Consider the following 22,134-nt stretch of genomic DNA (forward strand, 5'->3'; position numbering starts at 1 on the left):
TTCAGGGGCCACCGCAAAAAGGCTTGGCCGCTGCCTCACAAGACTTTGAAAATAAACGATTTAAATTCTAAACGAATAAAACTTCTTTCACTGTGAGCAAGGCGCGGGCTGTTTATATTTCTACCGGCTTCTTTGGTGAAACCTCTTATTGGCCCGCATTCCTTGCGGGCCTTTTTTTGCGTAGCCCGCCGGCTACGCCCGCGCCCGTCGATTACGACAGAAAGCCGGTACTGACCGCGACAAGCAGGAAAATCCCCAGCACCGCGCGATAGATCACGAACGGCCAGGTGGAGAAACGTTCGAGGAAGCGCATCAGGCCCCAGATCGCGCAGAACGCCGAGACGCTCGCCACCACCAAACCGAACAGCAGATGGGTCCAGGCTTCCGCCGGGATCTGCGCATGGTGCAGCACCCACAACTCCTTGAGCCCGGCCAGCGCGATTGCCGGCAAGCCCAGCAGGAAGGAGAACCGCGCGGCCTCTTCGCGTTTGAAGTTGAGAAACAGCGCCGCGGTCAGTGTCGAGCCGGAACGGGATACACCCGGGATCAGCGCGCCGACCTGGGCGATACCGACGATCAGCGCATCGCGCAGGCGCATCTCGCCCACCACTCGCTGATGGCGGGCACTGAACTCGGACACCGCCATCAACACCGCCATCACCAGGCAGGAAATGCCGATCACCGTCAGACCGCGCAAGGGCGAATCGCAAGCGTTGAGCGTTGAAGACAAGGCCAGGCCGGCGATCCCGATGGGGATGGTCGCCAGGATGATCGCCACCGCCAGCTTGAACCATGGGCTGTTGTAATCACCCTGGCGCACGGCGCCGATACTGCCGCCGACCACATCGCGCACATCACGCCAGAAATAGCTGACCACAGCCGCCAGCGCGGCCAATTGCATCGCCGCCGAAAAAGCCGAGCCCGGATCCTGCCAACCGAGTACCGCCGGGACGATGCGCATATGCGCCGTGGAAGAGATAGGCAGCAGTTCCGTGATGCCCTGGATGATACCCAGAATGCCGATTTGCAAGTAATTCAGCGAAGCGAAGCCAATATCGAGGCCGCTGGAGCAGACGTTAGACAAAATAATTTCCCGGAAGAAGGCTAATTTCCCACCGCTCTCCAAGAGGTGCGGCGCAGACCTGTGAAGCTTAGACAGCAACGGGAATGATGGGCCTGTTTTTTATGATTTTCCAGCATCAATAAAGCTCAAAACACAAGTTGGGAATTACTTCATTTTATGACGAGCCATCCATGGCGTATTCGAGATCCCCTCTCTCAACCCGCCGAGGAGTCCACGGCAGCGGGTGCCGCATCCCCGTAATAACGCCAGCAGCAATGATCCCGATGCCCCGGCAAGATCACACAGCCGCTCAGACTCAGCAGTAACACAGCTGCACCCAGCAGCGAAAGACGACGTGACATGATGGTTTCCTCAAGGGGTTCAATGGACGGAAGCCGCTCAACGCGCAGGGCCAGGGCACCTGCCTATTGCTACGGTTATAGGTTGAACGTGACAGCGGCGGCCAATCCGTCGCTGCCCCGAACAATTTCATCAAGCACCCACCTTCCCTGCGCAATACTGCCCTCGCACATCCCCTCAGAATGTATCGATAAAAAAATGATTTTTGCTCGCGACGGATTTTCCCGGCACCTATCGTTCAACTCATCAGCAGCGTTCACTTTCGTACGCAGCCTGAAGGAGTTGTCATGAGACCTACACGCCCCCTGGCCAAATTGCGCCATGCCCTCCTGCTGATCCCGCTGGCGTTCGCCGCGCTGACCAGCACGCCAACCTTTGCTCAGCCCGAAATGATCATCCGCGAAGCGCCACCGCCGATGCGCGTCGAGGCGATTCCCATGGAGCGTCACGGCTACGCCTGGGACCGCGGCCACTGGCGCTGGGAAGGCCGGGGTTACGTCTGGGTACCCGGCCACTGGCAGCGGATGATGCACAATGCACGCTGGGAGCCGGGTCACTGGGAACCCCGCGGACCTAACTGGCGCTGGGTCGAAGGACACTGGGTCCGCTGATCCCCGGGCCGGGCGGCGCTTCTGCGCCGCCCGGCCTTGTCATACCCGAACCCATCACCGGACCGAGACTTGCCCGATTGAAAGAAACTGATCCGGACGTTGAGCTGCTGGCCCGTATTGGCAACAAGGAGCCGGCCGCCGTCAACGAGATGGTGTCGCGCAAGCTGCCCCGTTTACTCGCGCTCGCCAGCCGGATACTGGGCGATGCCGACGAGGCCAAGGATGTGGCGCAGGAAAGTCTCCTGCGCATCTGGAGGCAAGCGGCGAGCTGGCGCAGTGGCGAAGCCCGTTTCGACACCTGGCTGCACCGGGTGGCGCTGAACCTCTGTCACGACCGCCTGCGCAAGCGCAAGGAGCGCCCGCTGGAGGACGACGAGCCCGGCAGCGAGCCCGTCGACAACGCGCCAAGCCCCGATGAACAGTTGGAGGCCGTGGCGCGCAGTGAACAGATGGCTGCCGCCCTGGCGGCGTTGCCCGACCGTCAGCGCGAAGCCATCGTGTTGCAGTACTACCAGGAGCTGTCGAACATCGAAGCAGCGGCGCTGATGAATATCAGCGTCGATGCACTGGAAAGCCTGCTGTCGCGGGCCAGGCGCAACCTGCGCAGCTACCTCGCCGAAACGCACGGTCCAGATAGCCTAGGAAGGGGAAGACGATGACGCCCGAACGATTTGCTTATCTGGCCGACGCCTACGGCGCGGACCTGCAACGCTGGCCGGCCGCCGAGCGCAACGCCGCCCTGGGGTTGCTTGAGCGCGGCGACGCCGCCTCACTCCAGGTGCTGCAACAGGCCCGGCAACTCGACAGCCTGCTCGACAGCTATCAATTGGCGGCCCCCGATCCGGCCCTGGCCCGGCGTATCGCCGCTTCGGCGATCACAACCAGGCCGCTGTCGTTCTGGAGCCGTTATGCCGACTGGCTGTCCCGGGTCGGTTTCGTCGGCGTGGGCTTGGCGGGGATTGCCACCGGCATACTGGTGGTCTCGCTGAGCCTGCCGCTACCCACCGCATCCGAAGCGCTGCCGAGTGTCTTCGACCAGGGCGATGCCGACATCGTCTTCACTGTAAACGCCGAGGAAAGCGAGCAATGAGTCAACCGTCCAAGACCATCAAGAACTTCCTCCTGGTGTCGTTGATGCTCAATGTCTTTCTGATCTGTGGCATCGGCGGTGGCATCTACCACTGGTTGGTCAATGCGCAACCGGCCATGGCCGCCGTCAACCAGCACGGCTTGCGCCAGGCGATAGTGCAATTGCCGGAGACGCGCCAGCGTGAATTGCGCCACCTGTTGCGCCGCAATCGAGCCGACAGCCAGCCGCTGATCATGGCGGGCCGCCAGGCGCGTCAGGATGTGATCAAGCAGCTCGAAGCGCCGACACTGGATCGTCCGGCCTTGCTGACGGATCTGGGCAAGGCCCGCGAGGCCGATATTGCGCTCAGGGCGCTGGTGGACAACACCCTGGCGGAATTCGCCGATACGCTGCCCCAGGAGGAGCGTCGCAAGCTGGTCGACTCGCTGTATTTCCGTGGGCAGGCCAAAGGCAAGGCGATGCAAAAAAACCTGTAGGCGCGACGGGTTTTGCCGCTGGCAGCGTTTAACCCTTGAAGCCCGCCAACAAGGCGACGACTAAATCCCCAGCAAGGAGTTACGCAATGCTGCGAATATTCAAGAGCGCGCTTATCGCCAGCCTGATGGCCGCGTCACTGGCCGGCTGTATTGTCGAGCCGGTGCATCCGCGTCGACCACCGCCCATGGTCGAAGTCGTACCGGTCCTGCCGGCACCGGGTTATCACTGGGTCGCCGGACATTATCGCTGGGGCGGGAATCAGTGGATCTGGGTGCCAGGGCATTGGCGCTACTAGGTAGGAACAGAGCCAAGGCAAAAGCCGGCGCAGTGGCGGGCCCTCCATTTGAACGCCATAGGTTATGCCTGGCGGAACAGTACGAAATTTCCAGCACTGCCTGCGCTTACAGCAAGGGAATAACCGCGCGCCTGCAAGCGAGAGCTTGAAACTCAGGCCGACATCACCACCTCGAGCCCCGCCGCCTTCCACTCGGGAAAACCGTCTTCGAGCCGCCTGATCCGATAGCCCTTGGCCCTGAGCGCGGCAATCACTTCGAAGGACAGCACGCAGTAAGGCCCACGACAGTAGGCCACCAGGTCCTGCTCCCGGGACAGGCTGGCCAGGCCCTGTTCCAGCTCATGAAGCTGGATATTCAAGGCCCCGGGCAAATGCCCCTGGGCAAACTCGTCCTCGGGTCGGACATCCAGCAGTGTCACCGTCCCGTCTTGCAGACGAGCGAGCAGATCCTCCCGGGAAACCGGCTCAAGGTCATCCATCCGATCGTAATAATCACTCACGAAGCATTGCACTTCGGCTCGATTGACTTCGGCATAACTGCGCAATCCGGCAATCAGCGCGGTGATCGGCCCTTCCCCCAACCGATACAACACGTGCTTGCCGTCACGCCGAGACTGGACGAACCCGGCCCGACGCAAATGTTGAAGATGCTGCGAGACATTGGCCACGGAAAGCCCGGTGAGTTGGGCCAGTCGTTCGACCGAACGCTCCCCCTGGGAGACGTGTTCAAGGATTTCCAGGCGATGGGAATTTCCCAGCGCCCGCGCCAGGTCCGCCAACTGATCGAACATGAATTTCTTTGGATTCAACATGAGCAAAATCGTATCAGCGAAAAATCATTCAATCAATTCATTGAATGATTGATATATAGTCATGCATCGTCAAAAACCTGCCCCCGCAGAGGGAAGAGGATTTACTTATGCGCAGTCGTCCCATGCACCGCCAGGTGCTTTTGCTAGCCAGTGCCCAGGCACTGTTTCAGACCGTCTCGGTCCTGGTGATGACGGTGGGAGGACTGGCCGGCAGCCAGATTGCCACTCGGCCGGCGCTAGCAACGCTGCCCATCGCGACGATGTTCCTCGGCACGGCGCTGATGACCTTTCCCGCCTCCTTATGGATGGCCCGCGTGGGACGCCGCGCGGGGTTTATTGTCGGGGCGTTGCTGGGCGTGCTGGGTGGCGTCATTGCCGCGGGTGGCATCGCGCTGGGTTCGCTGGGACTCCTGTCCTGCGGTACCTTCCTGGTCGGTGCCTATCAGGCCTTCGCGCAGTTCTACCGCTTTGCCGCCAGCGAGGTGGCGGACGACAGCTTCCGTCCCCGGGCGATCTCCCTGGTGTTGAGCGGCGGTATCGCCGCCGCGCTGGCAGGACCTTTGCTGGGGCGCTGGGGCAGCACGCTGATGAATGCCCCGTATGCGGGCTCATTCCTGCTGCTGGCCGTCGCCTCGGTGATTGGCGCCGGTGTATTGCTCGGGCTGCGTATTCCGGCCAGTCGGGACGACGCTGGCGCAGGCCAAAAGGCTCGCCCGTGGAAACAGATCATTTCCCAGCCCGCCTACCTGGTGGCGCTGTTTGGTGCGGCAACCGGCTACGGCATCATGATCCTGGCCATGACCGCGACACCGCTGGCCATGATGCAGCACCACCATGATTTATCGACGGCCGCCACCGTCATCCAATTGCATGTGCTCGGGATGTTTCTGCCGTCGTTTTTCACCGGTTCGCTGATTGCCCGTTTCGGCGTGCTACGCATCATGCTGATCGGCGTCGGATTGCTGACGGTCCATGTACTGACGACCTTGACCGGCACCGGTTTCAACTCCTTTGCCAGCGCACTGGTGCTGCTCGGCGTGGGCTGGAACTTCCTCTATATCGGCGGCACCACCTTGCTGACCCGTACCTACATCCCAGCGGAAAAAGGTCGCGCTCAAGCCACCAACGACATGACGATCTTCGTGGTCGGCCTGGCCTGCTCGTTCAGTGCCGGGGCGTTATTGCAGGTGCTGGGCTGGGAAAAGATGAACCTGTTGCTGTTGCCATGGCTGGGTATGACGGCTCTGGCGCTGGTCTGGTTGGGTTATCGCCAACGTCGAGGGACGACCGCCATGGCGGTCGGTTAACGCCACAACCTGGTCAGGGAGAGTAGGTATGGAAACCTGAACTTCCCGGCGGCGGCACCACAAAACTGGCCTTCATGCGCTTGATCTCTTCAACAGGGCTGCTGCCGAACAGCCGCTTGAACTCACGGCCGAATTGCGAAGCGCTTTCGTAGCCCACTTCCAGGGCAGCACTCGCGGCGCTCACGTCGTTCCTGAGCATCAGCAGCCGTGCCTGATGCAGCCGGATCGACTTCAGGTATTGCAGCGGTGAAGTCTGGGTCACCGACTTGAAATGACTGTGGAACGAGGGAATGCTCATGCCGGCTTCAGCGGCCAACTGCTCAACGCTCAGCGGCAGGCTGTAAGCCCCGTGAATTCGGCGAATGGCCTTGGTTATCTTGCCGAACTGACCTTGCTGGGTGAGTGCCGCGCGCATGGCGCCGCCCTGCTGGTCGATTTGCAGTCACCGATTTCGAGCGGATCGACGCAGCGGTTGCCGGCTCATCTGCTGCTGGGCAGTGATGCACTCACGCTGGTTCGGGAAAAGCTCGCCAGCTATGCCGCGGAGCTCGACGCCTGGGAAGCGCTGACCCGCTCCACGGACTTTGACGCGGATTAACGCTTCTTTTTCTGCAGGCTTTTCAGGCGTAGCGTCGCGCGTTGCACCGCGGCCATTTTTTCCGGGCGCTTCATGCGCTTCCACTGCTTGATCTCTTCCTTGGAACGGCCACAGCTCAAACACATCTCGCTGTTGAGCTGGCACACGGAAATACAGGGATTGTCGATATCCTTGGCCATGGTTCAGTGGCGCCCCGGGCGCGGACCGCGGGCAAGGTGCTGTTGCCAGTGACCGGCGCTCACCTGCTGGCAATGTTCTTCGCTGTCGAACGCCAGATGAGCCGCGACCTGCTTGACCTCGACGTCCGCTTCGCGCAAGGCGGCGGCGGTCAGTTCAAGCATCCGGGCTGACTCGCCGGCCAGCGCCTGGTCACGGTTGGCCCGGGTGTCGAAAACCCAGGTCACCCGCAGGCTGGAGGGAAAGCGCGCGAAGTCCACCTCGTGGGTCAGCCAGGCGAACCCCTCGATCCTGGCCTTGGCCGTCTCGCAGGCCTCGGTCAGGGTGGCAACCAGGCGACGCTCGATCCGCGCCTGCTCGCGTTTACTCAACAACATGCTTTGATCCTTTTCATCTCGACGGTGCAGAGTATGCCGTACGAACGTTGGCTGCGCGCCCCTGCACCGTTGGTTTTTCATCCACGACAATGCCTGGCGAACAGCAGGCACAACGCCGCCGCCGAGAATGCGGCGCCGACGTAGAACGTCGCCGCCGCGCCATGGACCTGCCACAGCCAACCGGCGATAACACTGGCCAGGAGCAAGGCAACCCCGCTGATCAAATTGAACACCCCGAAGGCCGTGCCTTTCAGGTCTGTGGGTGTAGTGTCCGCCACCAGCGTGGCCAGGATGCCCTGGCTGAAACCCATGTGCAGCCCCCACAACGCAACCCCCAGCAGCAACCCGGAAATGGATTGCACATCAGCCAGGGTGATATCGGCCAGGATCAACAACACCAGGCCGGCACCGAGCAGCGTCGTTCGGCTGACACTGTCCGACCATTTGCCCACCGGATAAGCCGACAGCATGTAGAAGCCTGCCATCACCACCATAACCAACGGCACCCATGTCGCGCTGAACCCGGCCTGCTGGGCCCGCAGCACCAGAAAAGCCTCACTGAAGCGCGCCAGGGTAAATGCCGCACCGATGAACACCACCCACCAGTAGTCCCGAGAAAAACGACTCAGCGACTGGAGTCGTATGGGCGAACGCAAGGGCTTTCTCCCCGCCTCATGCTCAGGCTCGCTGACCCCGAACACCAGCAGCCCTACAGCAACCGCGGCGGGAATCACGGCAAACCAGAGCACCCGGGAAATGTCACCGGTAAAGCCGATCATCAGCACAATGGCCAGCAACGGCCCCAGGAATGCACCGATGGTGTCCATCGACTGACGCAGCCCAAAACAGGCACCACGGATGGCGAAAGGGGCAACATCGGCAACCAGCGCATCGCGCGGCGCACCGCGTATCCCCTTGCCGATCCGGTCCAGGATTCGCGCGGTAAACACCAACTGCGCCGACACCGCCAGTGGGAACAGCGGTTTGGTCAGGGCCGCTAGGCCGTAACCCAGAATCAGCAGTTCTTTGCGGCGACCGATAAAATCACTGAGCGCCCCGGAAAAGACTTTCACGATCAGCGCCGTAGCCTCCGCGACCCCCTCGATGATACCGACGGCCAGCATACTGACACCCAGCGTTCCCACCAGGTAGACGGGCAAGAGGGCATGCACCAGCTCCGACGAGAGGTCCATAAACAAGCTGACAAAGCCCAGTGCCCAGACCGTGCGCGGAATGGATCGAAAGGTTTCAGACATCACACCAGCCCTTGGCGATAGGCAGTGCGAAGATCCGTCGGTAGACCAGCTCCAGTCCATCGAGCAGACGCACGCTGAACGACCCGAGGCTCAGTGCCAACGCCACCACCCAGTTGCTGACGAGCGCCACCCCCAGGGACCCGACGATATCCAGGGGGAAATGCACGCCCAGATAGATACGGGCCCAACCGACCGCCCCCCCGAGAAACACCAGCACCACACCGGTCCGACGCAAGGTGTTGGCGATGAAGGCAAGCCCAAGGGCAAAGAAGACCACGGCATGATCGCTGGGAAACGAGGTTTCCGCTTGATGGGGCAGGAAGGTGTGACCCAGGTCGATCATGAATGGCCTGGGGTGCGTCCAAAAGAGGCCGATCAGCTGATTGATCGCCAAGGCGAGCAGAACGCTGAGCATGGCCACCACGGTAGCCACTCGCGTCTGCCTGCTGCCCCATGGCCAGAGCCCGGCCAGCAGCAACGGGATGCCATAAATCAACCACTCGGCCAAGGCGGTCAGCATGAACAGCGTGCCGGAGCCGGGCTGCGCATCGGCATTGAGCAGCAGGAACAGCGAACGATTGAGTGTTTCCATGGTGCGGTCTCACGGATTGGACAAAGGGGTTCGGCGCAACGAGTGGGCGACGTCGGCGTCAAGCAGGGTCCCCATGTCGGCAAGGCCGAATAGCACAGGCACAAACATTCGACAGTTCATCCGCCGCCCCCAAAGCTGAGCGAAGAAAAAGACAGGGACAGCACCGATTGATCGGCTAAAGGCGACCAACAGGAGACAACGCCCTGAACAACAACGATTTTCATCAGTATGCGGGCGGCAGCCCCAACATGGACCCGCTCGCCGGCTGGCCTCCGTAGAAAAGCCACATAAAGGAATCGCTCTCTATGATGATTGATGTGGATCTCTTGAAACCCTATCTGACGGCCGCGGACAACGCCAGCGAAATGGCCAGGGGCTACGAGGTGTCGTTACCGGTGTGGGCCACGCGGACTTCCAGCGGCGCTGCGCCGACAAACTGGCGGCAGGCCTCGATCTCCACGGGATTGATCGCCCGACCCATGGCACCGAACAGCGTGAAACCATGGGTCAGCAAGGTGCTGCCGGCAAGCATCGATCAGGATTGAGGATTAATCCAGCCGTTTGAACATGTGTTCTCCATCGTAGAAATGCCCCTCGATACTCATCGCGCGGGGCTCGACGCCAAATTGGATAAACCCGGCAGCCGAGTAGAACTTCTTGGGCCCCGAGCAGCCCTCATGAATGGATACTCAAGCGAGCAATCTGATCACACGCGGCGTTCAGCATCTCCCAGCCTTGTTGTTGTAGGGTCATCAAATTCAGATATTTTTCGGCGGAAAGACTGTTCAATAGATCGATCCCCATTTGTTCGTGCTGGGCATCCGCCTGCGCATGAACTTCAAAGTAGTCCGTCTCACCATAACGGCGCATGACTTCATGAGCGGCACTGAAAAATATATTGGCGCTCGCCTCCAGGACCAGGTGAATCAATACGGTTTTTTCTTCGTTGTCCAGCGTGAACATTTTCCAGGCAAACCAGGCCGCAGTAGCCTCCAGAATAGGATGCCAGGTAGGCGCTCGATACTTTCTGTCCTTCATCAGCTTGAAATTATGGCCAAACTCTTCATTCAGATGGGCTTGCACCACGGATGAAAATTGGCGATTTTCACAAAAAACACTTCTCAACATGATGGTTTTTTGGAAGTAATCGGAAAACACCTGGATGGCGTCCAGTAAACGCTCTCGGCTCGCTTTGTCCTCCATCTGTTTGCTCTGAATCAAACACATAAGAGCACTGCCTTTATAGCCGTCTGCAAGGCGCCTATTTTCCTTTAACAATGATTCAAAATTCGCCTTTCTCACAGGCATATGCAACGTAATCACATTCGCATCCTCAATTATTACAGCGTGACTTCCTTAAAAACAAACAGCGCCCTTGCATTATTTAAAGCTGTCCATCACTCCTTGGGTTTTGATCGGGTCAGTAATCCAGGGAAAAAAAGCATTCGCATCATCAAATCCATTCGCCAATGTGTCAGCCAACCCCGACAGATGTGCGGCTGAACGTAAAAGCTCCATAACATGCTTCGGAGAACGCAGCAGCAGTATATTTGACCAGTTCGTCGAGGCCTGTGCATACCGTCGCCAGTAGCACTCAAACAGCCTTTGCATCCAGGCCTCATCAAAAGGCTCTTTATTGCGTTTCACTATCCAATCAAAATAAACACCGGCACATTTCGTCGCATTGTTCGCCCCTTGACCAGCAATCGGATCATTCAGCACAACAGTATCTGCCATACCAAGAACAAACTGTCCACCTGGCATTCTGGCCGTCGGGTGCTTCACGAAAGGTGTATAACTTCCTTTCAGGTGGGCGTGCCTATCTGACAACTTAATACCGACGGATCTTTCTGCTTCCCATGGCATATAACGCGCGAGCAACTCTTGACTGACACTCAACTGCTCATCCGCATCCGACACATCACTAAAGGCATCAAACGCGCGACCGGGAATACCTTCGAACAACATCATTTCACATCGCCCACCCAACGTTAAACCAGGCATTGTGATGTACTCTCCAACCTCAGGAATGACATTCACCCGAACACCAGGAAAACGCTCAACCGGCCACATTCCTGTCACATAAAAACAGGCAAGCGTTCGTTGCGGCGTTTCGAATATCGAACGTTCATGATCACGCAAAAAACAGCGACCAATCTCCCCCTTACCGCTGGCGACAATCGTTAATTCGTGCCACTTGGAAATCTCGTCAAGGTCTGCCAACGCCACGTCCTGGATGATTAAACGCCCTCCAAGACTCTGAAAAACGTCAAGCCAACGGGAAAATTTCAGCCGCTGATCAACCGACTGAAAGGGTCGTTGAGTTTTACCTTTCCACTCAACATCTTTTCGAGCCGTGTCCTGCTCGCTCAATGTAAAAGTCACCGACGTATTCCAGGGACATTCTTCATCCCAAAAATTAAGTCCCCAGCGCCGCTCAATCTGTAAAGCCGTATCGAACATCCCCTGGCTGGACATAATGTTTCCATCGCGAATTTGCTCAGCCGTTCGATCACTGAACAACGTTATATCGTAGCCTTTTTTTTAAGCGCTATCGCCAGCAATAGTCCAGCTTGCCCGGCACCCACAATCGCAATATGTCTCATTGAATAACCCTCGTAAATTTCAAACCCGCTCAACCGAACTCGGCCTTGACAGACTTATAAATTGAAGCCGCTCGATGAGCCTCCTCATACACGCCCTTGATTTGCCTGAGTCCGTGCACAACCTCTTTGAGATTGATACCGCTGATCTCATATGAAAATTCTCCAAACAGTATATTTTTACGAGCCTCCGTGTATTTATCCGTACTTTTCCGTCCTTCCTCAGTAACACTGAGTTGTACCTGCCGATTCTTGAACGGCTGATACTTCTTCACCAACCCTCTCTCGCTGAGCTTTGTAACACAATAATTAATATTGAAATGATCAGGACGATTCAATAGCCGCCCCACCTCCGCAATGGTTTTAGGCCGATCGTTCATGCGAATAACGTGAAGCACCGCCAGCTCATCCACTGATAAATTACTATCATTGACCATTTTTTCGCACTCCAACTGCCAACGTTTGAAGGCATTAAAGGCCCTCCACAGCTGCAGCTCGCACTCAGCCCAATCCACTTCGTCACCAGTGATAGCTAGATGCCACGTCTTGTCGATATACATAGGTGGGCCTTCAGTCTTTGATTGAATCAATTTCTACATATTTTGCCTAGCTTGGCAATGGATACACCAAGAAATTAACCTGATCGTACAAACCCGACCAGCATCCTATACATCGCAAAGAATTAACCTACAAAAATCTCAGCAATAAGCGACATAAGCCTCTATTGAATGACCCGCCTATTCGCTTTATAAATTTTAAACCGAATCACAAAGCAAATCGTCCCAGGGAACAGAGGGAGCTTCTTATGTGCCAAAACACCCATCCGAACAGCGTCAGGCTCCCGGTCAGCAAGCAAACCCTCAGCCGACACCTACAGGAGCCGTTGACTGAGATCATGAAGACCTTCTGGAAGCTCAAGTCAGGGGCCAGGAAGGCGGACAGCATGACCTTGGAGCAAATGAAACAGTTCATGGCCCACTTCGAAAAAAGTTGCTCTGACCTCGAGCTTTCGGGAGCGGACATGCTTAAATTTTTTCAATGTATTGCAGAACAAGCCAAGGAAACTCCCTCCATCGACAGCCAATCGAGGCAGAGCACCTGGCTCTCCATATTGATTGTTGACGATGATGAGCGAGTGCGCGAGTTTCACTGCAGGATCCTGAAAAGCCTTAACTGCAGTGTCAACATAGCCAGCAATGGTTATGAAGCCTTGGGTATGTTGTGCAAATCCTACGATGCCATACTGATGGATATCCAAATGCCTGGAATGGACGGTATTGAAACCGCCATAAGGATTCGCCAACGGGGCTTTGACCCTCGGACCACCCCGATTATAGCCATTACTACCCATTCTCTGGATGAGGTGCGTGGAAAATGCCAGGCGTCCATATTCAACGAGTGCATGCAAAAGCCCATGGATATCAACAAACTTCAAAAAACGCTCGAAAACCTGACCACCCGATAAGGGTTGAAGGGTTCTCCTCAGTCAGTTCCGTTTAAATATCGCCCATTGTCGTAGGCTGATTCACACCCATTTTGTCCTTGCGGTCTGATTTTCGTCGATGAACAACGTCGCTACCATCGGAGTATTGCATCCATCAATCAAGTTCCTACAACGGATCCTCCAGAGCCTGAACACTTGAGAGGGATGACTTAAGGAAGCGTCGGAGCGATCCCTGATATCGCTTCTTGTCCATTGACCCTCGAGAGGCAGCCAGACTCATGTCACCCATTGCCCAATTGCCGACTCCCAACATCGACCGTGTCCTGATCCTGCGGATTGAGCTGAAGTGGATAACACCCACGATCTGGCGCCAGGTAGCGGTCCCTGAAAACATCACCCTGGGCAACCTGCACCAGGTCATTCAGGCAACGATGGGCTGGACCGACGCGCACCGGCACGAATTTGAAATCGCCGGTGACAGCTACGGCGTTTCAACCTCGAATGCCGGCTGGAAGCCACCGGTCGTTGCAGAGAAACGCCAGACATTGATCGGCGCCTTGCGCGGGAAACGGACCTTCCGTTACGTCTATGATTTCAGGGATGGCTGGGAACATGTGATCCGGGTGGAAAAAATCATCCCCGCTGGCGTTTGCCCCCAGTTGCCCTACTGCATCGACGGCGCCAACGCCCGACCGCCGGAAGATATCGGCGGCATGCTGGGCTACGATGAGTTTCTGACGGCCCTGGCGGACTCCGGCCACCCCGAGCATGACAACGTGCTGGAGTGGTTCGGGGATAACGACTTTGATCCGACGACCTTTGATTGTGTGCGTATCAACCGGTCGCTGAAGCAGATCAGGCTCCAGCGATCTTGATAACGACGTTACCAAAGGCACCTTTCTCCCTGGTTTTATCCATATCGACTTCAGCGCCGCCACTGCGAATGTGTTCGAATTCGGCGGCACTCACCCGCGGGCTCATGGCCGCATACCCACCTCGGCGACTTGAGCGGTCCAGGCTTTGACCTGCTCGCTGAGCGTCAGCCCCAGCCCGGGACGGGTGGGCACGAGCATGCGACCGTCATGGGTTTCCAGACGCTCGTTGAACAGTGGTTCGAGCCATTCGAAATGCTCGACCCAGGGCTCCGTCGGGTAAGCCGCTGCCAGGTGCACGTGCAGTTCCATGGCGAAGTGCGGCGCCAGCATCAAGCCGGCTTGCTCGGCCATGGCCGCCACCTTCAGGTAAGGCGTAATCCCACCCACTCGTGGCGCGTCGGGCATCAGGAAGTCGGCGCCGCGCAGCTTGATGAACTCGGCGTGCTCGGCAACGCTGGTGAGCATTTCACCAGTGGCAATCGGTGTGTCGAATTGCCGGGCCAGGGCGGCATGGCCTTCGGCGTCGTAGCAGTCCAGCGGTTCTTCAATCCAGATCAGGTTGTATTGTTCAAACTGGCGACACATGCGCTGGGCCGTCGGGCGATCCCATTGCTGATTGGCATCCACCATCAGTGGGAAGTGCTCACCCAGGTGCTTGCGAACGGTGCTGACGCGCTGGATGTCGATGGCGCAATCCGGCTGGCCGACTTTCAGCTTGATACCGCCAATGCCCTTTTCACGAGACAGGTCGGTGTTCTTCATCAGTTGATCCAGCGGGGTGTGCAGAAAACCACCCGAAGTGTTGTAGCAGCGCACCGAATCACGTTGGGCACCGAGCAGACGCGCCAGGGAAAGGTTGGCGCGCTTGGCTTTCAAATCCCACAACGCCACGTCGAAGGCGCCGATAGCCTGAGTCGACATACCGCTGCGCCCCACCGATGCTCCGGCCCAGCACAGCTTGGTCCACAGCTTGGCAATATCACTGGGGTTTTCGCCGATCAGCGCCGGCGCGATTTCCTCGGCATGGGCGAATTGCCCCGGGCCGCCTGCCCGCTTCGAGTAGCTGAAGCCGAGGCCACGGTGACCGTCGATGGTTTCGATTTCAGCGAACAGGATGACGATTTCAGTCATCGGCTTTTGCCGCCCAGTCAGCACCTTGGCATCACTGATCGGATTAGCCAGGGGCAAGATCACCGAGGACACACGCACCCAGGCAATACGGTCGTCGTCGGAGGATTTGATGGCGTGTTGTGCTGTGAGCATGTGGGCTCTCCTTGAACAGTCATGAGATTTTAAAAAGAGATCAGCTGTGCTGATGAGCCAGTTCGGTATTCACCGGGGCGGCTTCGACGGTCTTGGCCGGTGGGTCCTCGAAATCATCAAGCTCCAGGCGCTTGAGTGGCCCGACAATGAACAAATAGGAAAACGCCCCCAGCAACCCCATGCTGGCCACGTAGATCAGCGCGACATCGAAAGAGCCCAACTGGTTAATCATCACACCGATGGCAATGGGGGTAACGATGCTGGCGAGGTTGCCGCAGAAGTTGAACATGGCCCCGCTGACGCCCATGGCCCGTGCCGGTGAAACGTCACCGACAATGCACCAGCCCAGGTTGCCGACCCCTTTGGCGAAAAAGGCGATGGACATCACCAGAATCACCAGGGTGATCGACTGGGTGTAGTTGGCGACCATGATGCTGCTCGACAGCAACAAGCCACAGATGATTGGCGTCTTGCGTGCCGCGGTGAGACTGAAGTTCTTACGTAGCATCCAGTCCGACCAGACCCCGCCGATCATGCCGCCCAGGCAACCGGCGATGGGTGGAATGGCGGCCACCAGCCCGACCTTCAGCAGGGTCATGCCCTTGGCTTCGATCAGGTAGGTCGGAAACCAGGTCAGGAAGAACCAGGTGATCGAGGTCAGGCAGAACTGGCCCAGGTAGATGCCCAACATCATTCGGTTGCCGCCGATGGCCTTCATTCTTTTCCAACTGAAGGGCGTCTTCACGTCACCGATGGTGGGTAAGCCCCCGCCCGCTTCGATGTAGTCGATTTCAGCCTGGTTGGTGCGCTTGTCCTTGCGCGGTTCCTGGACCATGCGGAACCACAGCAAGCCGATCAGGATGCCCGCCGCACCCGTGACCCAGAACACGTGCTGCCAGCCCCAGGTGCTGACCAGCCAGACCATCAACGGGGTGAATGCCGCCAGGGCAAAATACTGCGCGGACTGGAACACCGCCGTGGCCAGGCCCCGTTCATGACGTGGAAACCACATCACCGTCAGGCGGTTGTTGGCGGGAAACGCCGGTGCTTCGGCAACCCCCATCATAAAACGCAGGACAAACAGCGCGAGAAAGGCCGAACTGAACAGGTCGACGTAGCCTTGCAGGAAGGTAAATACCGACCAGATGATCAGGCTCATACCGAGCACGAGACGCGAGCCGAAGCGGTCGAGGACAATGCCGCCGGGGAGCTGCATCCAGGTGTAGGCCCAGCCGAAGGCCGAGAAGGCGATGCCCATGGTCATGGCATCGAAGCCAAGGTCGGTGCGCATGCTCGGAGCTGCGATGGACAGCGTGGCCCGGTCAACGTAGTTGAACACGGTGACAATGAAGATCATCACGAGGATGAGATAGCGGACGTTGGTCTTCACGACCGATTGCGTAGGCTTGATCACTATTATTTTCCTTATTGTGAGTGCAGCGGTGAATCCCTGTGGCCCTGACGGCTCCTGATAACGGCACGTTAACGAAATGATTGCGCAATCATTTCAAATTTTAAAAAAAGGCCCTTCCCGGCAAACCAGGCGACCTTCGGGCCGATATTACACTGATTGCGCAATCATTCAACCGCGCGTTGATCGCCTGATGAGGCTTTTCAACTCAAGTGCTGGCGCGGTCGATCAGGGTAAAGCCCGTGTCGATTCGCACAGGCTGATGACTGCCGGCGGGAGAGTCGAAGCGCTCAAGTAGCGCCTGGGCCACTTGCAGGCCAATGTTCTTGCCATCGACGCTGACGGTCGACAAGGCCGGATAAACCTGTGCCGCACTGCTCAGGTCACCGAAGCCCATCACGGCGAGGTCCGAGGGTACTTGCATCCCGCGACTGGCGGCTTCCGCCAGGACCCCTTGGGCCACGGTGTCGGAACTGCACACCACAATTTCGGGCGGCACTGGCTGCTCAAGCAGGCGCCGCAGCCCTTCCCTGCCCACTTCGAGGGTAGCCGGCGGCGCGAGGACCGCCATCGGCACTTCCTCGATACCTTGCCGTTTGAGCTCGGCAATCAGGCTGTTGCAGCGACGCAGGCCACGGGGGTCACTGAGGGTGACCACCGAGAAGCGTTTGTAGCCCTTTTTGAGTAAATGGCGTGCGGTCTCCTCCCCGACCTTTTCATGGGAGAAGCCCACCAGCATGTCCAGGGGATCTTCACTCAAGTCCCAGGACTCAACCACCGGGATACCCGCCTGGGCGAGTCGCAGACGACTGGATTCGGTGTGCAGCGTACCGGTAAGGACAATACCGTCCGGGCGTCGGCCGAGGACTGCTTCCAGCAGCTTTTCTTCCTGCTCGGCGGAGTAGCCGGTCAGCCCCAGCAAGGTTTGATAACCCGCCTGGGTCAGGCGATCCATAAGTGATTGCACGGTGTCGGCAAAAATGGAGTTGGCGATGGTCGGGAGAAAAATCGCTACCAGACGGCTTTTGTTGCTCGCCAGACCACCGGCCAGCATGTTTGAAACATAGCCGGTCCTGCGCACCGCCTCGCGGACCTTTTCCCGAGTCTCCTCGGTCACCAGCTCCGGGCGATGCAGTGCCCTGGACACGGTCATCGGCGAAACGCCGGCGACCTTGGCCACATCGATCAAGGTCAGGCTGGCACCCTTCTTGGACGCGGTGATCGAAGTGTCAGTGGGGGACGCCGCTGGTTTCTTGGCCATGAACCTTTCCGAATCTGAAGCTCAGTCTCTGAAGCTGCCCGGCAAGGCAGTCTGTAAGCGCGGCGAATCTACCAAAACCCCGCACAACATTCACGATACTTGGTTTTGGCTCGATCAGAGCGCAACGATCAACCCGGCGGTAACCTCCTCTTGTGCCCTGCCCCGACCGATCAACCAGCGCTGAAAGGCCCGACATTGGGCTTTCTGCAGGGTGTTGGGGTGCCAACTCAGGTAATACGGCGACGGCAGCGGCATGGCGCGCCCCCAGGGAATGACCAGGCGCCCTTCATCAATATCGCGGGCAATCATCGAGAACTGCGCCAACACCACGCCCTGGTGATCGATGGCGGCTTGAATGGCCATGCTGGACGACGAAAAACTGCGGCGGATGACAATCGCCTGCTCGACGGCCACACCTTCACGCTCGAACCATTCGGCCCAGGAAGGCGGTGAGTCGAATTTCGGCCGCGAATCGATACGCATCAGTGGGTATTGCAGCAGGTCCGCGGCCTGTTCCACCTGACCGGGATAGCCTGGCAGGCCCAACAGCCTCGGTGAACAGGCCGGCACCACACAATCGCGGAACAGCACGACGCTATGCTCGGCATATTGACCAGGCTCGCCATAGTCGATCCGAAAATCCGCGTTTTCCTCTTCCGACGTATCCGCCAGCGTGCCATCCAGATAGATGTCGAGATCAGCGTGCTCATGCTGCCATTCGTAGGTCAGGGGCGCCAACCACTTGGTCATCAGAGACGGCAGGCCACTGACATACAGATTGTTGGGATTTTTCGAACGTTCGACTTCGGAAACCGCGGCCCTCAGCTCTTCAAAGGCCGCCGAACAGCGCGCATGAAAACGCAGGCCAATGGCGTTCAGCCGCAAGCGCTGCCCCTCCTTGACCGTCAGGCTCATGCCCAGCGCCTCATCCAGCAACTTCATCTGCTGGCTGACCGCGCCCACGGAGAGGTTCAAGCGTTTTGCCGCTTGGGAGATACCGCCGCAGTGACCGACGGTTTCGAATATCTGGAGGGCCCGCAAGGGCGGTAAGCGACTCATGGCGACACAACACACTCGGAGGCTTTTAATGTTTAGAAATTCTATTAAAACTGACAGAAATTGCCATATTTTCTTCATCTAAAAATCGCTTTAGCCTTCTCCCACGCTCAATCGAGCGAGGGCTCGGCCGGTCCGGCCCCCCTCCATCATTTCCCGGGAGTTCGCAATGAAAGCTCATCCACAGCAGATCACGCAGGTCGTTCTTGGCGACAGAGAACCTTCCATCGAAGAGTTCGTCGCGGTAGCCCGTTATTCAGCCAAGGTGTCGTTTTCCGAGACCTACAAGAACCGGGTGAAAAGATCCCGTGGCCTGGTCGAACGCTTCCTCGATGAAAATCGCCTGGTCTATGGCGTGACCACGGGGTTCGGCGATAACGTTCGGCATGTGATTTCGCCACAGAATGCCAAGGAGCTTCAGGTCAATATCGTGCGCTCCCACGCCGTCGCGGTGGGCGAGCCGCTCAAACGTGAACAGGTTCGGGCTATCCAGTTAATGCTACTGATCAGCCTGGGCAAAGGCTTTTCCGGGGTACGCCTGGAGTTGCTGGAGCTGATTGCCGGCCTGCTCAACAACGAAGTGGTGCCGTTTGCACCCGGCGAAGGTTCGGTGGGTTATCTGGCTGTCGAAGGGCACCTCGCCCTGGTCCTGCTGGGCGAAGGCAAAGCCCGGGTCAATGGCGGCGAATGGGTCGATGGCGCTACCGCGCTGGAACAGGTCGGCCTGCAACCGACGGACCTGCAGTGCAAAGAAGGCCTGGCCATGCTCAATGGCACCATGTCGGTGACCGCCATCGCCATTCTGGCCCTGTACAACGCCATGCAGAGCGCCTCGCTGGCCGATGTCGCCGCGGCCCTTTCGCTGGAAGCGCTGAAGGGCACGATTCGCGCCTTCGACCCGCGTTATCACTCGATCAAGGCACACAAGGAGCAAGCGCAAACCGCCAGGGATATAAAGGCGATGCTGCATGACAGCCAACTGATCGCCGAAAACATCGACTATCGGTTGCAGGACGCCTACAGCTTGCGGGCCATTCCCCAGGTGCACGGCGCTTCAAAACGATTTATCGAGCACGCCCGGGAAAATATCGAGAACGAAATCCACTCCTCGGGCGACAACCCGATCATCTACCCACTGGAGGACGGCGACGGCATTGCCATCTCCGGCGCCAACTTCGACGGCAGCTATATCGGCATGTCCGCGGACTCGTTGTGCGTGGCGCTGGCCAGCCTGGCGAAGATCTCCGAGCGCCGTATCGACCGCATGGTCAACTCGCACTTCAGTGAGATGCCGGCGTTCCTGGTACGCAACCCGGGCCTTAACAGCGGCTACATGATCCTTCAATACACCGCGGCGGGCCTGTATGCGGAAATGAAGGCGCTGTCGTTCCCCTCCACGGTCGACAGCTTCTCCACCTGCGCCAACCAGGAGGATCTGGTCAGCCTGGCGTATAACGCCGCGATCAAGGCCTACAAGGTTTCCGAAAAGCTCGAATCGGTGCTGGCGATTGAACTGCTGGTAGGCTGCCAGGCCCTGGATTTCCATGAGGTGCACAAGGCTTCCAGCGTCACCAAGGCGGTTTACGACCTGGTGCGTAGCCGTGTGCCGGTGGCCGAGCATGACCGTGCCTTCTATTTGGACATGGTGAGTGTTACCGAACAGGTCCGCAGTGGCGAGGTACTGGCCACGGTGCAGAAAAACCTCAAGTAAACAGGTTGCCCCCAGGCGCTCCTTTAGCGGTCAAGACAATGCATTTCGCTGCCTCTCGACCACCAAAGGACCGCCCTCCTCGCCGCACCCGCACGCCCCCCAAAAACGTTCCCCATCGCGCACCAACATCTCTCAAACTGTCACCGAGCGCCCCAACGCGGCGCAATTCCCAGCTCAGGTAACAGTCGTCACTGCGCTACCCAAGCTCTCGGAAAAAAAACCTCTACCGCCAAGCCCTTGTCCTACGGGCGTTTCAGCCAAATCCCAGGTTTTATTGAGCGGCAAGCCAATAAGTTGGCCGCTTGATTGCATATGCTTGTATGTACAAGTAAATGTGTGTGCGTATAAGTCGCCCACAAAACCTGTTTCCGTTTGTGCCGGGGTGTCCCGCACAAGCTCACTCGCCCACTGCCTGGGCTGGTTCGGATTGATCGCAGAGGAGTTGTTTCGTGACTGACAATACCCAGAAGCCTACCAAGCGCCGTGACGTTGAAATCCGCGCCGCCCGTGGCAACAAGCTGACCGCCAAAAGCTGGCTGACCGAAGCGCCGCTGCGGATGCTGATGAACAACCTCGACCCGCAAGTGGCCGAGAACCCCAAGGAGCTGGTGGTCTACGGCGGTATCGGCCGGGCCGCGCGGAACTGGGAGTGCTACGACAAGATCGTCGAGAGCCTGACCAACCTGAATGACGACGAGACCCTGCTGGTGCAATCCGGCAAGCCGGTCGGCGTGTTCAAGACCCACAGCAACGCCCCGCGCGTGCTGATCGCCAACTCCAACCTGGTGCCACACTGGGCCACCTGGGAACACTTCAACGAACTGGATGCCAAGGGCCTGGCCATGTACGGCCAGATGACCGCCGGCAGCTGGATCTATATCGGCAGCCAGGGCATCGTCCAGGGCACCTACGAAACCTTCGTCGAAGCCGGTCGCCAGCACTACGACAACAACCTGAAAGGTCGTTGGGTCCTGACCGCCGGCCTGGGCGGCATGGGCGGCGCACAGCCGTTGGCCGCAACCCTGGCCGGCGCCTGCTCGCTGAACATCGAATGCCAGCAGGTCAGCATCGACTTCCGCCTGAGCAGCCGTTATGTCGATGAACAAGCCAGCGACCTCGACGACGCCCTGGCGCGTATCGCCAAATACACCCAGGCCGGCCAGGCGATTTCCATTGCCCTGCTCGGCAACGCGGCGGAAATCCTCCCGGAACTGGTCAAGCGCGGCGTGCGTCCGGACATGGTCACCGACCAGACCAGCGCCCACGACCCGCTCAACGGCTACCTGCCGGCCGGCTGGACCTGGGAAGAGTACCGCGCCCGCGCCAAGACCGAGCCGGCGGTTGTCGTCAAAGCCGCCAAAGCCTCGATGGCCGTGCACGTCAAAGCGATGCTCGACTTCCAGAAACAAGGCATCCCAACCTTCGACTACGGCAACAACATCCGTCAGATGGCCCAGGAAGAAGGCGTGGAAAACGCCTTCGATTTCCCGGGTTT

The 22,134-nt window shown here is 58.4% G+C and carries 26 protein-coding genes and 1 pseudogene; 11 read left to right on the forward strand and 16 right to left on the reverse strand.

Features of this window, described 5'->3' with window-relative positions; genetic code table 11:
- Positions 1–211: 211 nt before the first annotated feature.
- Together AC07T0_RS15840 and AC07T0_RS15845 are read right to left on the reverse strand one after the other, a co-directional pair.
- Positions 212–1,084 carry an undecaprenyl-diphosphate phosphatase gene (locus tag AC07T0_RS15840; RefSeq protein WP_495002078.1) on the reverse strand — a complete coding sequence of 291 codons (873 nt, stop codon included), beginning with the start codon at positions 1,082–1,084 and terminating at the stop codon, positions 212–214.
- A 194-nt stretch (positions 1,085–1,278) separates the two neighbouring features.
- Positions 1,279–1,425 carry a hypothetical protein gene (locus tag AC07T0_RS15845; RefSeq protein WP_495002079.1) on the reverse strand — a complete coding sequence of 49 codons (147 nt, stop codon included), beginning with the start codon at positions 1,423–1,425 and terminating at the stop codon, positions 1,279–1,281.
- Positions 1,426–1,710: 285 nt separating this feature from the next.
- Between AC07T0_RS15845 and AC07T0_RS15850 the strand changes: the two genes are divergently transcribed.
- The 5 genes from AC07T0_RS15850 (at position 1,711) to AC07T0_RS15870 (ending at position 3,896) form a co-directional block, all read left to right on the forward strand.
- Positions 1,711–2,034 (forward strand): YXWGXW repeat-containing protein, encoded by a 324-nt coding sequence (locus tag AC07T0_RS15850; protein ID WP_495002080.1) that lies wholly within the window; start codon positions 1,711–1,713, stop codon positions 2,032–2,034.
- Positions 2,035–2,111: 77 nt separating this feature from the next.
- The gene (locus AC07T0_RS15855) at positions 2,112–2,693 is read left to right on the forward strand and encodes an RNA polymerase sigma factor (RefSeq protein WP_495002081.1); all 582 of its coding nucleotides are present in this window, start codon (positions 2,112–2,114) and stop codon (positions 2,691–2,693) included.
- The gene (locus tag AC07T0_RS15860) at positions 2,690–3,124 is read left to right on the forward strand and encodes a hypothetical protein (RefSeq protein WP_495002082.1); all 435 of its coding nucleotides are present in this window, start codon (positions 2,690–2,692) and stop codon (positions 3,122–3,124) included. The genes AC07T0_RS15855 and AC07T0_RS15860 overlap by 4 nt, the downstream gene beginning before the upstream one ends.
- On the forward strand, positions 3,121–3,600 hold the full coding sequence (locus AC07T0_RS15865) for a periplasmic heavy metal sensor (RefSeq protein ID WP_495002083.1): 480 nt from the start codon (positions 3,121–3,123) through the stop codon (positions 3,598–3,600). Before AC07T0_RS15860 ends, AC07T0_RS15865 begins: the two co-directional genes overlap by 4 nt.
- Before the next feature lie 86 nt (positions 3,601–3,686).
- Entirely contained in the window at positions 3,687–3,896 is a 210-nt protein-coding gene (locus AC07T0_RS15870) for a YXWGXW repeat-containing protein (protein WP_495002084.1), read from the forward strand.
- Positions 3,897–4,048: 152 nt separating this feature from the next.
- On the opposite strand, the gene AC07T0_RS15875 is transcribed toward AC07T0_RS15870, so the two are convergent.
- A complete protein-coding gene (locus AC07T0_RS15875) occupies positions 4,049–4,708 on the reverse strand; it encodes an ArsR/SmtB family transcription factor (protein WP_495002085.1) in 660 nt (219 codons plus the stop codon).
- Between the two features lie 107 nt (positions 4,709–4,815).
- Here AC07T0_RS15875 and AC07T0_RS15880 point away from each other — a divergent pair, with 107 nt between their 5' ends.
- Complete coding sequence (locus tag AC07T0_RS15880) at positions 4,816–6,015, forward strand: MFS transporter (RefSeq protein ID WP_495002086.1); 1,200 nt, start codon at positions 4,816–4,818, stop codon at positions 6,013–6,015.
- A 13-nt stretch (positions 6,016–6,028) separates the two neighbouring features.
- Here AC07T0_RS15880 and AC07T0_RS15885 read toward each other — a convergent pair.
- A pseudogene (locus tag AC07T0_RS15885) lies at positions 6,029–6,442 on the reverse strand (helix-turn-helix transcriptional regulator); the annotation flags it as partial.
- Positions 6,443–6,487: 45 nt separating this feature from the next.
- Here AC07T0_RS15885 and AC07T0_RS15890 point away from each other — a divergent pair.
- The gene (locus tag AC07T0_RS15890; RefSeq protein ID WP_495002087.1) at positions 6,488–6,613 is read left to right on the forward strand and encodes a hypothetical protein; all 126 of its coding nucleotides are present in this window, start codon (positions 6,488–6,490) and stop codon (positions 6,611–6,613) included.
- Here AC07T0_RS15890 and AC07T0_RS15895 read toward each other — a convergent pair.
- The 8 genes from AC07T0_RS15895 to AC07T0_RS15930 form a co-directional block, all read right to left on the reverse strand.
- Positions 6,610–6,792 carry a DUF1289 domain-containing protein gene (locus tag AC07T0_RS15895; protein WP_103494981.1) on the reverse strand — a complete coding sequence of 61 codons (183 nt, stop codon included), beginning with the start codon at positions 6,790–6,792 and terminating at the stop codon, positions 6,610–6,612. The genes AC07T0_RS15890 and AC07T0_RS15895 overlap by 4 nt on opposite strands.
- A 3-nt stretch (positions 6,793–6,795) precedes the next feature.
- On the reverse strand, positions 6,796–7,167 hold the full coding sequence (locus AC07T0_RS15900; protein WP_495002088.1) for a hypothetical protein: 372 nt from the start codon (positions 7,165–7,167) through the stop codon (positions 6,796–6,798).
- 77 nt (positions 7,168–7,244) lie between these two features.
- On the reverse strand, positions 7,245–8,423 hold the full coding sequence (locus AC07T0_RS15905) for an MFS transporter (RefSeq protein WP_495002089.1): 1,179 nt from the start codon (positions 8,421–8,423) through the stop codon (positions 7,245–7,247).
- Positions 8,416–9,015 (reverse strand): phosphatase PAP2 family protein, encoded by a 600-nt coding sequence (locus AC07T0_RS15910; protein ID WP_495002090.1) that lies wholly within the window; start codon positions 9,013–9,015, stop codon positions 8,416–8,418. The genes AC07T0_RS15905 and AC07T0_RS15910 overlap by 8 nt, the downstream gene beginning before the upstream one ends.
- A 376-nt stretch (positions 9,016–9,391) precedes the next feature.
- Positions 9,392–9,547 carry a hypothetical protein gene (locus tag AC07T0_RS15915; protein ID WP_495002091.1) on the reverse strand — a complete coding sequence of 52 codons (156 nt, stop codon included), beginning with the start codon at positions 9,545–9,547 and terminating at the stop codon, positions 9,392–9,394.
- A gap of 143 nt (positions 9,548–9,690) precedes the next feature.
- A complete protein-coding gene (locus tag AC07T0_RS15920; protein ID WP_495002092.1) occupies positions 9,691–10,338 on the reverse strand; it encodes an iron-containing redox enzyme family protein in 648 nt (215 codons plus the stop codon).
- Positions 10,339–10,395: 57 nt separating this feature from the next.
- Positions 10,396–11,493: a styrene monooxygenase/indole monooxygenase family protein gene (locus tag AC07T0_RS15925; protein WP_495002093.1), complete on the reverse strand. Its 1,098-nt coding sequence runs from the start codon at positions 11,491–11,493 to the stop codon at positions 10,396–10,398.
- A gap of 157 nt (positions 11,494–11,650) precedes the next feature.
- A complete protein-coding gene (locus AC07T0_RS15930; protein ID WP_495002094.1) occupies positions 11,651–12,178 on the reverse strand; it encodes a winged helix DNA-binding protein in 528 nt (175 codons plus the stop codon).
- Positions 12,179–12,423: 245 nt separating this feature from the next.
- Between AC07T0_RS15930 and AC07T0_RS15935 the strand changes: the two genes are divergently transcribed.
- Positions 12,424–13,083, forward strand: coding sequence for a response regulator (locus AC07T0_RS15935; RefSeq protein ID WP_495002095.1), 660 nt, complete (start codon positions 12,424–12,426; stop codon positions 13,081–13,083).
- Positions 13,084–13,340: 257 nt separating this feature from the next.
- Positions 13,341–13,937 (forward strand): plasmid pRiA4b ORF-3 family protein, encoded by a 597-nt coding sequence (locus AC07T0_RS15940; protein WP_495002103.1) that lies wholly within the window; start codon positions 13,341–13,343, stop codon positions 13,935–13,937.
- A gap of 102 nt (positions 13,938–14,039) precedes the next feature.
- On the opposite strand, the gene AC07T0_RS15945 is transcribed toward AC07T0_RS15940, so the two are convergent.
- The 4 genes from AC07T0_RS15945 to AC07T0_RS15960 all read right to left on the reverse strand — a co-directional run bounded on the left by AC07T0_RS15945 (position 14,040) and on the right by AC07T0_RS15960 (position 18,931).
- Positions 14,040–15,200, reverse strand: coding sequence for an L-talarate/galactarate dehydratase (locus AC07T0_RS15945; RefSeq protein ID WP_495002096.1), 1,161 nt, complete (start codon positions 15,198–15,200; stop codon positions 14,040–14,042).
- 40 nt (positions 15,201–15,240) lie between these two features.
- Positions 15,241–16,557 (reverse strand): MFS transporter, encoded by a 1,317-nt coding sequence (locus AC07T0_RS15950; RefSeq protein ID WP_495002104.1) that lies wholly within the window; start codon positions 16,555–16,557, stop codon positions 15,241–15,243.
- Positions 16,558–16,819: 262 nt separating this feature from the next.
- Complete coding sequence (locus AC07T0_RS15955) at positions 16,820–17,872, reverse strand: LacI family DNA-binding transcriptional regulator (protein ID WP_495002097.1); 1,053 nt, start codon at positions 17,870–17,872, stop codon at positions 16,820–16,822.
- Between the two features lie 114 nt (positions 17,873–17,986).
- Entirely contained in the window at positions 17,987–18,931 is a 945-nt protein-coding gene (locus AC07T0_RS15960; RefSeq protein WP_495002098.1) for a LysR substrate-binding domain-containing protein, read from the reverse strand.
- A 166-nt stretch (positions 18,932–19,097) separates the two neighbouring features.
- Here AC07T0_RS15960 and AC07T0_RS15965 point away from each other — a divergent pair, with 166 nt between their 5' ends.
- Both AC07T0_RS15965 and hutU read left to right on the forward strand, forming a co-directional pair.
- Positions 19,098–20,639, forward strand: coding sequence for an HAL/PAL/TAL family ammonia-lyase (locus AC07T0_RS15965; RefSeq protein ID WP_495002099.1), 1,542 nt, complete (start codon positions 19,098–19,100; stop codon positions 20,637–20,639).
- A 449-nt stretch (positions 20,640–21,088) separates the two neighbouring features.
- On the forward strand, positions 21,089–22,134 hold a 1,046-nt coding region (hutU, locus tag AC07T0_RS15970; protein ID WP_495002100.1), incomplete at its 3' end, for a urocanate hydratase.

The sequence above is a fragment of the Pseudomonas sp. GW821-FHT04D07 genome, assembly GCF_059420225.1.